The following is a 14,361-nucleotide window of genomic DNA, read 5'->3' as shown; positions in this document are numbered from 1 at the left end:
CCCTCTTTTAATCTATTCATCTGTCTCTAATAGTGTTTCTATTTAGAATGAAATTGATTCTGAAACTTTAAATCCTTTTGATTGATTTCCAATCATTAATTTAAAATCACCAGCTTCAACAAGCTTCTTATTATCAGCACCAATAAAAGCTAAATCTTTTCCATTCAATTCAAAAGTAACAACCTTTGATTCTCCTGGCTTAAGTGTGATTTTTTCAAATCTTCTTAACCTTTTATTATCTGGTGTGATAGAAGCATAAAGGTCTTTTGTATACAACTGTACAACTTCTTTACCTTCTACTTTACCTGTGTTTTTTACTGTAATAGATACTGTAAAATCTGCACTTGGAAGAATAGATTCTGAAGAAATTTTAATATCTGAATATTCGTAAGTTGTATAACTTAAACCAAATCCAAATGGGTATTGGAATGGCAATGATGAATTATAATCATACATACCTTCCATTTTTTCAGAAGCTTCTGACGGCTTATGATCATATGTTCCTAATGAGTTAGGGTACATAGGGTAAGAATAAGGTAGTTTACCACTTGGGTTTACATCACCTGATAAAATATCAGCTAAAGCATCTCCACCAAAATTACCAGGTAAAAAAGTCTGAACAACTGCAGACATATCACCTTCAAATTGAGAGATTAAACGAGGACGTCCTTCATTTAATACCAACACTACAGGCTTTCCTGTTTTTGCAAGAGCTTCTGCTAACTTTCTTTGATTTTGTGAAATATACAAATCGTGTAAGTTACCAGGAGTTTCTGTATATGTATTCTCTCCTAAACAAAGTAAAATTACATCAACACCTTCCGCTGCTTTTACTGCTGCATCAATATCAATATTTTGTTCTTCGTGATATAAACCATCGTGCTTATATTCTACTCCAGAAGCAAATTTCACATTGTCTTTTCCAAATTCATTTTGAACAGACTCTAAAATTGTATTGTAATCTTGAGCAAATTCTTCTGTCTTTTCACCTTGCCAAGAGTATGTCCAACCCCCATTCAATGTACGCATTGAGTTTGCGTTAGGACCCGCTACTAAAATTTTAGAATCTTTTGATAAAGGTAAAATCCCCTTATCGTTCTTTAATAAAGTGATCGATTCAGAAGCAGCATTGTAAGCAACTTGCTCATGCTCTTTACTTCCAAATTTAGGATAATCTCCTTTTTTAGGAGCAGGCTTTTCAAATAAGCCTAATTCCATTTTCACTTTTAATATTCTTTTTACCGCATCGTCAATTCTTGACATTGGTACCTCACCTTCGTTCACTAACTCAATAAGGTAAGGAGCGAAATCGAAGTTATAAGGAACCATCGACATATCAATCCCTGCATTAATAGATTGTTTTACTGCTTCTTTATGCGATACAGCAACTTTATCTCTATTGTGTAGGTTTTCAATATCTGCCCAATCTGTCACTACTAAACCTTCAAAGCCTAGTTCTTCTTTTAAAAGTTTAGTCAACATCTCATAACTAGCATGAACTGGAACTCCGTTAATAATTCCGGAGTTGATCATAATAGTATGAGCTCCTGCATCAATTGCAGCTTTGTAAGAAGGTAAATAATGCTCTCTTAATTCAATTTCTGGCAAGTATGAAGGTGTTCTATCTTTACCAGAACGTTCGCTACCATAACCAATAAAGTGTTTGATACAAGCAGCTACTTTTGTTGGATCTGACAAATCATTGTCTTTTCCTTCGTAACCATCAATTGCAGCAATACCCATTTGAGAAGTTAAATAAACATCTTCGCCGTATGTTTCCCAAATACGTGGCCATGCTGGGTTTCTCCCCATATCTAAAACCGGTGAAAAATCCCAAGGAATTGAACTAGCTCTAGTTTCATAAGCAGTTACAGAAGCACCCTGACGATTTAATTCAGGATTCCATGTTGCTGCCATACCAATTTGTTGTGGAAAAAATGTTGCTCCAGCCGTATACGTAGTTCCGTGAATTGCGTCTACACCATACAATACTGGAACTCCAATTTCTTTCATAGCTACCTTCTGAATTTGTGTAATGATTTCATTCCACTTTTCAGGAGTACGAGCTCTGTTATTGGCTGTATTTAATACAGACCCAATTTTATATTTTTTGATAGCCTCTTCAAGTAACTTTTTATCAAGTTCTAAAGGCTCATCACTTACAAATACATTCTCTCCTTTGGTAATAACATCTAGAGTTATCTGAGTCATCTGACCCACTTTTTCCTCTAAAGTTAACTGCATTAATATCTTATCAACTTTTTCTTCAATTGATAAGTTACTATTCATTACTATTTCAATATTCTCTTTTTGTTTCTGAGGAACTTCTGGCGAATTAAATCCATAAAGTACAGAACAAAGAGCCGCTGTTGCAAGTCCTTTTACAAAAATATTTTTCATCGATTGATTATTCAAAAAGGGAAATAAAAAATAGCTAGAAGAAGATTACCTCTTCTAGCTATTATATAATAAGTTTTTATTGTTCTAATCTAAAATCAGAGATATAGAATGTACCAGGTACTTGATGTCCTTCTCCTCCAATTTGGATAATAATTTTATCAAAATCAGTTCTTGAAGATACTGCAGAGAAATCAAATGTTAACTCTACCCAAGTATCAGTTTGTGTTATTGTGTGAACAACTTGTTCTTGTGTTTGCCAAGAGTTTCCTCCTTGCAATGAATCATGTAGCTTAACTACTACTGTCTGAGCTAAATCTCCAGAATAATCATTTGTAGATGGAAGATAAGCTTTCATTTTAAACACAGCTCTTGATGTTAAATCAATTCTAAATGGTAATTCAGATTGAAGGTTTTGCCATGGATTATCTCCAGATACTCTTTCATATTTACCTACAAATTGTGATGGACTTGCAGGAGAAGCGTTAAATTCGAAATTATCAGTAAATGCTAAACCTGCATCAGAAACAAGGTTTAAAACGTCTGATGATGATCCCATGAATGTATCAAATAAATCATTTGATTCATAAGGCTTTGGAGTTGGAGGAACCACTGGTCTTTCATAACCTTCGCGGATAAATCCTAAATACCAAGCATTTCCATCTCCACCAATTGTACGTAAATATAATTCATCTTCGTTCAAAGTTTGAATTTCATATTCTTGTGAACCACCAACTTGCCATGATGGAAATCCATCTCCGCTAAACTGAAGGTAACTCTTTCCATCGCGCTCAGATATTGACCAATTCCAATTAGATTGATCATCAAAAGTGATTGCCCAAGTATCATCATCATCCTCTGAAATTAATGTACCACCTCTAGAAGTAAAGAAGTCTCTTTCATAATTCTTAGCATAGGTATCACCATTATTAGTTAGATCATACTTGAAGCCATTTAAGTTAAATCTCATCAAATCATCATAAGCACCTCTACCATCTTTATCTAAAGCATTAGCTGCCCACCAATTTGGTGTTGATTCAGCTGGATCACCAATACCCATATGACCAGTAGTCATTTTATCAAATTTCCAACCTTTTCCATTCAATGAATCAGCACCACCTGTTAGAAAATTATAATCAGCTCTATTAAGTAAAGCATAGTCTGTATTTGCTATAGTGATAGTTTGAGTTGAAGTCGCTTGACCACCCTTAGTAACTACCATTAGACTTACTTCATAATCTCCTTTAACAGCATACTCTGCAGATACTTGATCTCCTTTAGCTGACGCACCAGTTCCAAATGACCAATAAGCAATTGATCCAGAAGTGGTATTTGTAAATTCAATGATGTTAGGGTTATCTGCAGTAGGCTGCATAGTAAACGTTACATCATCAGATGTAGGCGCTGGTCCTACATCTGGTTTATCTTCAGTACAAGCTGTCATTCCTAAAAGAACAACTAAACTTAAGAATGAATATATATATTTTTTCATTGTCGTAAAATCTAAATAGTTGAGATTAGTAACCAGCGTTTTGCTTTAACATTGAATGTAAATCTACTTCAACTTGTGGAATAGGTAAGAAACCTCTTTTTGCTGCATCGAATGATACATTGTAAGAATCTGCTTTACCAACATCTCCAGTTAAATTATTACCATTATCATCTACATAAGATGGATCGGTATCAGTTGGAGGAGTTAATGTATAACCTGTTACATTTAGTTCCGCTGCTGCTGCTGTTAAGCCTCTACGTAAAACATCAAAGTATCTATGTCCTTCTAATGCTAACTCAGTTCTTCTTTCGTTTTGGATATCAACTATAGTAATTGCTCCTTTTGGTGCTAAACCAGCACGAGTTCTTACTTGGTTAAAATATCCTAATGCCTTACCTGCATCTGTTGTCACATTTAATTCAGCTGCTAATAATAAGATATCAGCTAAACGAATGTAATGATAATTTTGTGCCCAGTTTAACTCAACATTAACCGTAGCCTTATTCCAACCATGTGTTGTATACTTGTTAGAATGCATTGAGGTAAAGTTATACTGTGCTTGATACACAGAACCACTTAAATCAATCAAATCTTTCGCATATACTAATGTTGCTGCTTTACGTGAATCATTCGCTTCATAAGCTGCTTCTAGCTCTCTTGAAGGAGAAGTAAAACCCCAGCCTTGAGCAAGAAGATCTGTATTGTACCCTCTAGGTCCAGACATTTGACAGAAAATGCTACCGTAAGACCAGTCTCCCCAATCACCTGAACCTGTGTTTGCAAAAGGAATTTCAAATAAAACTTCCTTATTGTAGTTACCACTCTGGTTGAATAGATCTTCGTAATTAGTCGCTAAAGTAGCTCCCGAATTAGTGATCACATCATCTGCAATTGTGATAATATCCGCCTTAGAAATTGCAGTCCCGTCTAAAACAGGTAGTTCAGATTTACCATAAACACCTGTGTAGAACATAAAGATTTTAACCAATTCTGCTTTTGCTGCAAACTGATTTAAACGTCCTTCTTCTCCTTCAGGAATTGCTGTTGCCATTAATGGAATTGCATCCATAATGTCTTTAGCAATTGTAGCATATGTATTATCTACTGTAGATTGCTCTACTGCTTTCCACTCATCACCACTTAAAGGAACAGTAAATACTGGAATGTTCTCGAATAAACGAGCTAATTCAAAGTAGTAGTGTGCTCTTAGGAAAGTTGCCTCTCCTTTATACTGAGATTGAATTTCAGTCTCTGCTGTAGTAAACTCAATCTTATCGTAGTTGGCTAACAAAGTGTTTGCTCTCTGTATACCACCAAAACATTTATTCCAAGCTGCTTGTCCAGCTTCGTTATTTGTTTGCGCTTGGAACTTACTCATTTGTTGGTAGTAAATCATATCTGTACCAGATGGATCTCCACCAACATAAGCATCATCACCCATTGCCATATCAAACATTGGTGTACTGTTAGGAGCACCATTGTAATCTGAACGTAATTTCTCGTAGATACCTACTAATGCTTGTCTTGCTTCTGTAGAAGATCTGAAAAAAGTATCTGAAGTTTGAGCATTCGTTGGTTGAAGCTCTAAGTAATCAGCACAAGATGTCATTGATAATGAACCCAATGCAAGACCACCTGCGATTAATATATGTTTAATTTTCATTGTTGAATCAATTCTTAGAATGTAACATTTAAACCAAGTAGGTAAGCTCTAGCTTGTGGATAAGATCCATTATCGAATCCGATCCAAGAACCACCATGTGCTACTTCAGGATCCATACCTGAGTAATCTGTAATAGTGATTAAGTTGTTACCTGATACATACACTCTTAATTTACTCATACCCGCTTTTTGTGAAAGTTGCTGAGGTAATGTGTAACCAATTTGAAGGTTCTTTAATCTTAAGTAAGAAGCATCTTCAACATGTACCATATCATTTAACCTTGTCATGTTCTTGTTGTTATCAGCGTAAGTAAAGCGAGGGAATTCATTTGTTGTTCCTTCACCCGTCCAACGGTTTAAATAACGAACTGGGTAATTTTGACCTTGAGTTAAATCGTTACGTAATGTACCGTTTACTAACTGACCACCAGCTTGACCTTGCCAGAACATTGAGAAATCAAACCCTTTGTAATCCATTCTTACGTTAAGACCATACATCCATGCATGAACTGGGTTACCAATATCTGTTCTATCATTGTTGTCAATTTTACCGTCACCGTTAATATCAACATATCTGATATCACCTGGTTGAGCATCTGGCTGAATTGCGTTACCTTCTTTTGCGTGAGCATCAATTTCACCTTGATTTTGGAAGATACCAGCAGTTTTGAAACCGTAGAAGTAAGGAAGTGCATGTCCTTCTTCCATCATTAACTGACCTTCAGTTTGGAATAAACCAGGACCGTAAATTTTACCATCACCGTTTGCAATTTTTGTAACGTTATTATCGTTATAAGAAGCGTTTGCTGTGATATCAAAGTGGAAGTCACCGTCTCTTTTCGAATAAGTAACAGATGCTTCAATACCTTTGTTTGTTACACTACCTAAGTTATATAAAGGACCTCCAACACCTGTGAAACCAGGTACAGGTTGTGTTCCTAATAAATCTTGACGCTCTCTAGAGTAAACATCTAAAGTAGTTGTAATTTTGTCGTCTAAGAAACCAGCATCAATACCAATGTTAACTTCTGCTGCTGCTTCCCATTTTAAATCTGGGTTAGACATTCTAGTAATACCATAACCTGGTACCATGTTTTGTGCTGTACCTATTGGATATGAAGGTGTGCTACCAAATAATTCTAAGTAACCAAATGAACCAATATTTTCATTACCAACTTTACCCCAAGAAGCTCTTAGTTTTAAGAAGTTAACAACATCACTAGATTTCAAGAACTCTTCATTAGATGCAATCCATCCAGCTTGTACCGAAGGGAAGAAACCAAATTTATTGTTAGGTCCAAAGTTAGATGAACCATCGTAACGAGCTGTACCACTTAAAAGGTATTTATCTTTGTAGTTGTAATCAACTTTTCCAAAGAAAGATACTAAACGGTGTTCCCAATTACCACCCCATCCTTTCTGTGTCTCATCATCAGCACCATTAGATACCCATGCATATTGCCATCCTGGAATTTGTAAGTTATTTCTTGAAGAACCTTGATCTCTTCCTGAGCTATTACGTAATGTAGTACCTGCTAAGAAATTTAATTTATGACCTTCTCCAAGATCTAAATCGTATGTTAATATATTCTCCCATTGGTAAGTAAAGTAGTTACCAGCTTGTTGGTTAACACCAGAAGTTGCCACTTGATTTACTTCATTATAATATGCTTCTGGATTGTAACCTCTGTTATACCAGTTTCCAACATCAACACCAAAATCTGTTCTAAAACGTAAGCCTTTAACACCTGGAGTTACTTCAAGAAAAATATTTCCTAAGAATTTGTTACTTGCATCTTCACTGTATGTATTATTAATACGTGCCATTGGGTTAACAACTTCTCTTAAACCTCTATCAGATATACCATAGTAACGGCCATCTTTATTTGCTGGTCTAACTGGTAATGCATCGTATTCTTGAATTTTTGTTGCATCATCTTCCCATACTGTTGTAAGTGGGTCATGCAATAAAGCATTCTGTAAAACACCACCGAATTGGTTTTGCTCATTTATACCTGCCTTTTCTTCTCTAGAGAAAGTGATATTTGAACCTGCTTTAAAATAGTCTGAAATCTTATGAGAAGAATTTAAACGAATTGTATATCTATCAAAATTTGATTTCTCTGGAGCTACAATACCTTTTTGACCAAAATAACCAACTGATGCCATAAATTGAGATGTTTCAGTACCACCTGCCATTTGTACGTTATGGCTTTGAATTGGTGCTGATTGGAACATTTCATCTTGCCAGTTAGTATCTGTAGTATTTTTAGCCATTTCATCTGCTGAAAATGCTGGTGCATTACCTGCGTTGATTGCTCCTTCGTTGTGGAACATCATATACTCATTAGCATTCATCAATGGAGTTTTTCTCCAAGGCTCTTGAACACCATAGTAACCATCGTAAGAAACGATTGTTCTTCCTTCTTTACCTTTCTTAGTAGAAACTAAAACAACACCGTTTGCACCACGTGAACCATAAATTGCTGCAGAAGCTGCATCCTTTAATACTTCAATAGATTCAATATCATTAGGGTTTAAGAAGTTAATGTTATCCATTTGTACTCCATCTACTACGTATAACGGAGAGTTAGAACCGTTAGAACCTGTACCACGTACACGAATGTCAATACCTGCACCTGGCTGACCAGAAACTGGAGTTACAAGAACACCTGGTGTTTTACCTTGTAATGCTTGTGCTGCGTTTTGTACAGGAGTTTGTGTAATGTCTTCAGATTTAACTGATGCAATTGCACCTGTTACAACTGATTTCTTTTGAACTTGGTAACCTACAACAACTACTTCTTCTAGCTGTTCTACGTCTTCATCCAATTTAATATTAAATGTAGTTTGCTGTCCTATTGAAACAGTTTTTGCAGTATATCCAATAAAAGAGAAAATAATCTCTGAAGCTTCTGGATCTAAAGATAGTTTAAACTGACCATCAAAATCGGTGATTGTACCTGTTGTTGATCCTTTAATTTTTACGTTTACACCTGGTAGAGCGCTTCCGTCTTTTGAGTCTGTAATTGTACCAGAAACGATACGTTCTTGGGCAGAGACTAAGCCCGCTGACATAAACAACAAAGCACCTAAAAATAAGGTTACTAGTTGTTTTGATTGTAGAAGTGATTTCATTTCAAAAAATTAAAATGCGATAGAATAGATTTTAAATAAGTTTTGCGATAGATTTCTTATTTACTTTACTATAAAACTGTAGTTAATACTTGACGTCGTGTATTCTTTACAATTCAAACATCAACTTATTCTTTCGAAATCACAAATTCAGCACTGTTTAGTCCAAAAAAAAATATCACTTAAAAAAAATAGTCATTTATATCTGTAAATCAACAACTTAGATATAAAGCGTATCAGATACACTAAGATTCTTTATCATTTAAAAAAATGTAATTTTAACATTCAAACGCTTAATAAATCTAAAAAAGCGCAACCTTTTTAATTTAAAATCAATTCTTCCCAACCTTTTTGTTTTAGTAAATCTTCAGATCCTAATACCTCTTTTTTGAGTTCTATAGATTCCTTAATCTTTTTAGAAAACTTCCAACAAGTATTCTGTCTCATTTCTAATATTTCTGAAAGTTTAGTAGATGAGATATCTCCATCTTTAGAAAAAACAATAAACACCATATAGAATGCTTTCTGAATTGGGAAGTGTAACCTATGAAATAAAGTACCAGAAGTAACAGATTCATTATAGTTACATTTTTTACACCTTCTAGAATTCACGCCAGTACCTTTAGCGTAGTCTGTTCCTCCACATTTTTTACAAGTAAAACCTTCTTTCCATTTAATTTCTTCTAAATAATTGTAGCACATCTCATCAGAAGGAAACATTTTTTCAAACTCTTCAAAAGTTACTTCTTGCATTAAAACCCTTGCTGTTTCTAAATGCCCTACATCTTCAATAAGTTGTTCGTTTTCTACGGTAAGCTTTTTATTTAGGCTTTGAATCTGTAATCTTTGCTTGTTTAATTCGTCGTTAACCCATTCAAGTTCTTTATTTTTTACATCAATAACTTCTTTCTGTTTTGCTATCTCATTGGTACGTTCTACTACTTTATCTTCAATTACTTTTTCACGTACTTTTAAATCTTCAATTAACTGTAGCTGTACCTTCTCTTTTTCCTCTTTTAGTACTTTAAATTTTTCAAACTGAGAAAGTGTCATAAATAATCCTGTTAAAAGGAGCCCTAAATTAAAAGCGTAAACAACTATGATGTTATCAGAAATAAATATTCCATAAACACGTAATACTTGAAGGGTAAGTCCTGAGAGTATTACAACGTAACCAATAAGAAAGTAAGTGATTTTGGTTTCTTCCTTCTTGATATCTTTAAGTAAATAAATAAATATTATAATGAATGGAATTAAGAATGTAGGTAAAGACCAAATAGATACATTTATTCCTTTAAATATCAAGAAGTAAAGTGCATTAACTATTGTAACCGCCCATATAGATATATATGCATTAAAATACTTCTCTCGCATCTTTAAAAAGTGGGTCGATAAGAGAACGATAGAAAGCATACTCAAAGTAGAGGCATACTTCATCAATAGGTAATTTAATTCTGGCTGGTTTACAAATAAGTACTGAGAACCTAAATTGTCTTCTGTTAAACCTACAAGTATACTTGTTAAAAGAAATCCAATTAAATAGATCAATGTCTTTTCTCCAATACTAAAATATAAGAGAATACTAGACAGGATTAGACAGATTAAAATTCCATAATATAGCCCCAACAATAAATATTCTGTATTTGAATAAGAGAGAAAAGTATTGACTTTACTGAGTTTATAAAAAAGAACATTTCTAAATTTTGATTCATATTTCAAGTAAATCGTTACAACTCCTCCATTGTTAACATTAATGTTATCTATAGGGAAGATTATATTTTTGTGTTGATACTTACGCTTTGAGAATTTATGATCATAACCTGCTGCTTCTAAATATACAGTAGGTCTACCATCAACACTCATAAATGCAGTTACGCTACCTAAATGACTATCAGGGATTTCGAATAACCACCTATCTTTTGATAGTGCTTTACCAGTTAATTGTACTTTTACCCAGAAGAACTCTGCTTCATCAGATAAAAATATCATGTCTTTAGATAGAGATTCAAATTGTAAGGAATCTGCAATTACTTGTTTTAAAGTTTTTTCGTTTGAAGGATCTTTTAATACCAATACTGATGAGGATGGAATAAACACCTTCTGCTGTAACATGGGTATTTCAACAATATTATTTGTATTCTTTGCCATTAAGGCACTAGAAAGCATACAAATAAATACTATTGATAGTTTTATAAAGGATAGTTTCATTATTTAAATAAATGATTGGGACAAAATAGTACTACACAATAGATCTAAAACCTCAAAAACGCTAGTGATAAAAAAAGCTGTTCCACTTCTGAAACAGCTTTCTTGATAATTTTTTAATTTAAATTGAAAAGCTCTCGCCACATCCACATGTTCTGTTAGCATTAGGGTTCACGAATTGAAATCCTTTGCCATTCAAACCATCAGAAAAATCTAAAGTTGTTCCCGCTAAATAAAGTAAACTCTTTTTGTCTACGAATATTTTAACGCCTTTATCTTCGAATATATCATCAGAATCTTTTGTTTCTGCATCAAATGATAAGTCGTACATTAAACCTGAACAACCACCACCTTTAACAGATACACGAACATTTTGATCGTCACTTCGACCTTCTGCTTCTCTTAAATCAATTATGCGCTTTGCAGCTTCATCTGTTACTTGAATCATAATTTATATCTTTAAAATAAAGAACTACCTTTATTTGTTTAAACAATTTTTGTAATATCTGCAAAGATACTACATTTTTTTCAAAACTACTTCAATAAACCTGCTCTTCTTAACAAAGCATCTACTTTTGGAGCTTGACCTCTAAAGCGTTTATAAAGTTCCATCGGATCTTCTATCCCTCCTCTTGATAACACATTTTCTTTAAAACTGTTTGCTGTTTCTTTATCAAAAATGCCTTTTTCTTTAAAAAGTTCGAAAGCATCTGCATCTAAAACTTCAGCCCATTTATAAGAATAATAACCTGCTGCATAGCCTCCTTGAAAGATATGAGAAAAAGCTACACTCATGTTCACTCCATCTACTTTTGGTAATGATTTTATCGAAGTAGAAGACATCGCCATTTCTTCAAACTGAGACACATCTGCTACTTTTCCGTCTGCAAGTCTATGATATGACATATCTAACAACCCAAAACTTACCTGCCTTAAGGTTTGATAGCCTTCTAAGAAAGTTGCTGCTGCTTTAATTTTATCAATCATTTCTTGCGGAATAGCCTCTCCTGTTTCATAATGTTTTGCAAACATATCTAATGTTTCTCTTTCAAAACACCAGTTTTCTAATACCTGAGATGGCAACTCAACAAAGTCCCAGTAAACAGATGTTCCTGTTAAACTCTCGTAGTGTCCTTCTGCCAACATGCCGTGTAATGCATGCCCAAATTCATGGAATAAAGTTGTTACCTCATTAAAGGTTAATAATGATGGTTTTGTTTCTGTTGGTTTTGTGAAATTACAAACAATAGAAACGTGAGGACGTTGTTCCTTTCCATTAATAAAAGATTGTCCTCTAAAGGATGTCATCCAAGCCCCTCCTCTTTTTTCTGCTCTAGGGAAGAAATCTGCATAAAAAACAGAAATATGTCGTCCATTTTCATCAGTTACTTCATAGGTAACAACATCTTCATGGTAGACTTCAATATCTTCACGCTTAGTAAATGATAAACCATATAATTTCTGTGCGACATCAAATACTCCTTGCAGCACATTTTCTAATTTAAAATAAGGTTTTAGTGCCTCATCATCTATAGCAAAACGTTCTTTCTTTAATTTCTCTGACCAAAATCCCCAATCCCAACGTTCTACTTCTTCTGCCCCCTGAGCTTTTGCATAGGCAATAACGTCTTCTACTTCTTTTTCTGCAGCAGGATGAGCTTTTGCTTGTAAATCATTTAAGAAATCAATTACTGCATCAGGAGAAGGAGCCATTCTTTTTTCTAATACATAATCTGCATAAGAATCAAATCCTAAAATTTTAGCTTTATGATTTCTTAAAAGAACAATTTCTCTTACTGTTTCTTGGTTATCATATTCTCCACCATCAAAACATCTAGAACCAAATGCTCTAAACATTTTTTCTCTTAATGCTCTATTTTCAGCATACGTCATAAATGGAATATAACTTGGATATTGGAGTGTAAACACCCACTTTCCTTCTTCGCCTACTTCTTTTGCTGTCATTGCTGCTGCTTCTTTTACTGCATCAGGCAAACCAGCTAATTCACTTTCGTCTTCAACAACCATTTGGAAAGCATTAGTTGCTGCCAACACGTGCTCTCCAAACGTTAACGATAATGTTGATAGTTTTAAATCAACTTCTCTAAGTTTATCTTTTTCTTCTGCTGATAATTCTGCTCCATTCAAAGAAAAATCTGTATATGTTTTTTCAAGTAAACGTGCGTCTTCAACAGATAAATCTAAAACTTCTTTTTGTTTATAAACTGATTGTACTTTACTGAAAATCTTATCATTCAATAAAATATCGTTATGTAAAGCACTTAATTTTGGAGAAACTTTCTGCGCTATTTCCTGAATTTTCTCATTTGTTTGCGCTGAATTCAAATTGAAGAATATACCACTAACTTTTCCTAAAAGATCTGAACAATGCTCTAATGCTACAATTGTATTTTCAAAAGTTGGAAAATCAATACTTTCTTCAATTTTCTTAATATTTTCATGTGCTTTTTCTATTGCCTTATCAAATGCAGGAATAAAATGCTCTTCTTTAATTTCGCTAAAAGGAGCGGTCCCAAAAGCCCCTGTAAATGACTGTAATAATGGATTATTCATCTTTATAGTATTTGTTTTTTAGTTTTCTCAAAAAGATAGCCTTTAACTTCAAGAGCTAAAGGCTATACAATATCGTTGTATCAATAATAATAATCTAATTCAAACGTAAATTCTTTGCAGCATTAGCAAATACTTTGTACTTCCCTCCCATCTCTTGGAGGGTTTCTTTCCATAAATCATCAGCTGGTAGTTCTAAAATATCTTTCAATCTAGCATTAGATACTACCCAAGAATTCTCTTTCAGTTCTGCTCTTAATTGTTGGTCTGTCCAACCTGCATAACCCATAAAAAACCTACAATTTGTATCGGTTAATTTACCTTGTGCATTCAAAGCCTGAATCTCTTCATAATTTCCACCCCAATACAAACCATCTTTTAATGGTACCGTATTCGTTATGTCTTTAAATTTATGAATATAATGCAGCGTATCTTGCTCTACAGGACCTCCTACATAAATTGGACTATCTATTGAAAGTCGACTCTCCACTTCTTCTATCGTAACCATAGATGGCTTATTAATAATTAGACCAAAGGAGCCCTTTTCTTCATCATGTTGACACATGAGAATAACCGCTCGACCAAAGTGTTGATCGTTCAAAAATGGTTCGGAGAGTAATAAATCTCCACTTTCTATAGGACGCTGTCCAAAATTGATACTGAAATCCATAACAAAATCGTTTTCTAACTCAACATCGTTACTTTGATAAATAATTAAACTGATTTTCTTTTAAGAAATTTTAATAACCTTAATTTCAAAATATCATTGTGAAAAGCAAAAAAAAATGAAAGAAAATTAGAAATGTGCAATCATTTTCTGTCAAAAAACCAACAATTGCCATTTTTCGAAGTTATAACTATCTACTGTTGGAAAATGTTTGCGTAACTTTTTAACGAAA

8 protein-coding genes are annotated in these 14,361 nt (G+C 33.9%); all 8 read right to left on the bottom strand.

The window, feature by feature from the left end:
• Window positions 1–42: 42 nt before the first annotated feature.
• Entirely contained in the window at window positions 43–2,400 is a 2,358-nt protein-coding gene (locus EI427_RS03835; protein WP_126611806.1) for a glycoside hydrolase family 3 N-terminal domain-containing protein, read from the bottom strand.
• A 76-nt stretch (window positions 2,401–2,476) separates the two neighbouring features.
• Window positions 2,477–3,889: a PKD domain-containing protein gene (locus tag EI427_RS03830; protein WP_126611804.1), complete on the bottom strand. Its 1,413-nt coding sequence runs from the start codon at window positions 3,887–3,889 to the stop codon at window positions 2,477–2,479.
• Window positions 3,890–3,914: 25 nt separating this feature from the next.
• The gene (locus EI427_RS03825; protein WP_126611802.1) at window positions 3,915–5,552 is read right to left on the bottom strand and encodes a RagB/SusD family nutrient uptake outer membrane protein; all 1,638 of its coding nucleotides are present in this window, start codon (window positions 5,550–5,552) and stop codon (window positions 3,915–3,917) included.
• A gap of 14 nt (window positions 5,553–5,566) precedes the next feature.
• A complete protein-coding gene (locus EI427_RS03820; protein WP_126611800.1) occupies window positions 5,567–8,689 on the bottom strand; it encodes a SusC/RagA family TonB-linked outer membrane protein in 3,123 nt (1,040 codons plus the stop codon).
• Between the two features lie 318 nt (window positions 8,690–9,007).
• Window positions 9,008–10,894 (bottom strand): 7TM diverse intracellular signaling domain-containing protein, encoded by a 1,887-nt coding sequence (locus EI427_RS03815; RefSeq protein ID WP_126611798.1) that lies wholly within the window; start codon window positions 10,892–10,894, stop codon window positions 9,008–9,010.
• 118 nt (window positions 10,895–11,012) lie between these two features.
• A complete protein-coding gene (locus EI427_RS03810) occupies window positions 11,013–11,339 on the bottom strand; it encodes a HesB/IscA family protein (protein WP_126611796.1) in 327 nt (108 codons plus the stop codon).
• 86 nt (window positions 11,340–11,425) lie between these two features.
• A complete protein-coding gene (locus EI427_RS03805) occupies window positions 11,426–13,465 on the bottom strand; it encodes a M3 family metallopeptidase (RefSeq protein WP_126611794.1) in 2,040 nt (679 codons plus the stop codon).
• Window positions 13,466–13,559: 94 nt separating this feature from the next.
• The gene (locus EI427_RS03800; protein ID WP_126611791.1) at window positions 13,560–14,132 is read right to left on the bottom strand and encodes a YqgE/AlgH family protein; all 573 of its coding nucleotides are present in this window, start codon (window positions 14,130–14,132) and stop codon (window positions 13,560–13,562) included.
• Window positions 14,133–14,361 lie beyond the last annotated feature (229 nt).

Origin of the sequence: Flammeovirga pectinis (assembly GCF_003970675.1) — a bacterium.
In the GTDB taxonomy this organism is placed as follows: Bacteria; Bacteroidota; Bacteroidia; order Cytophagales; family Flammeovirgaceae; genus Flammeovirga; species Flammeovirga pectinis.
This window is presented reverse-complemented; position numbering and strand designations above follow the sequence as displayed.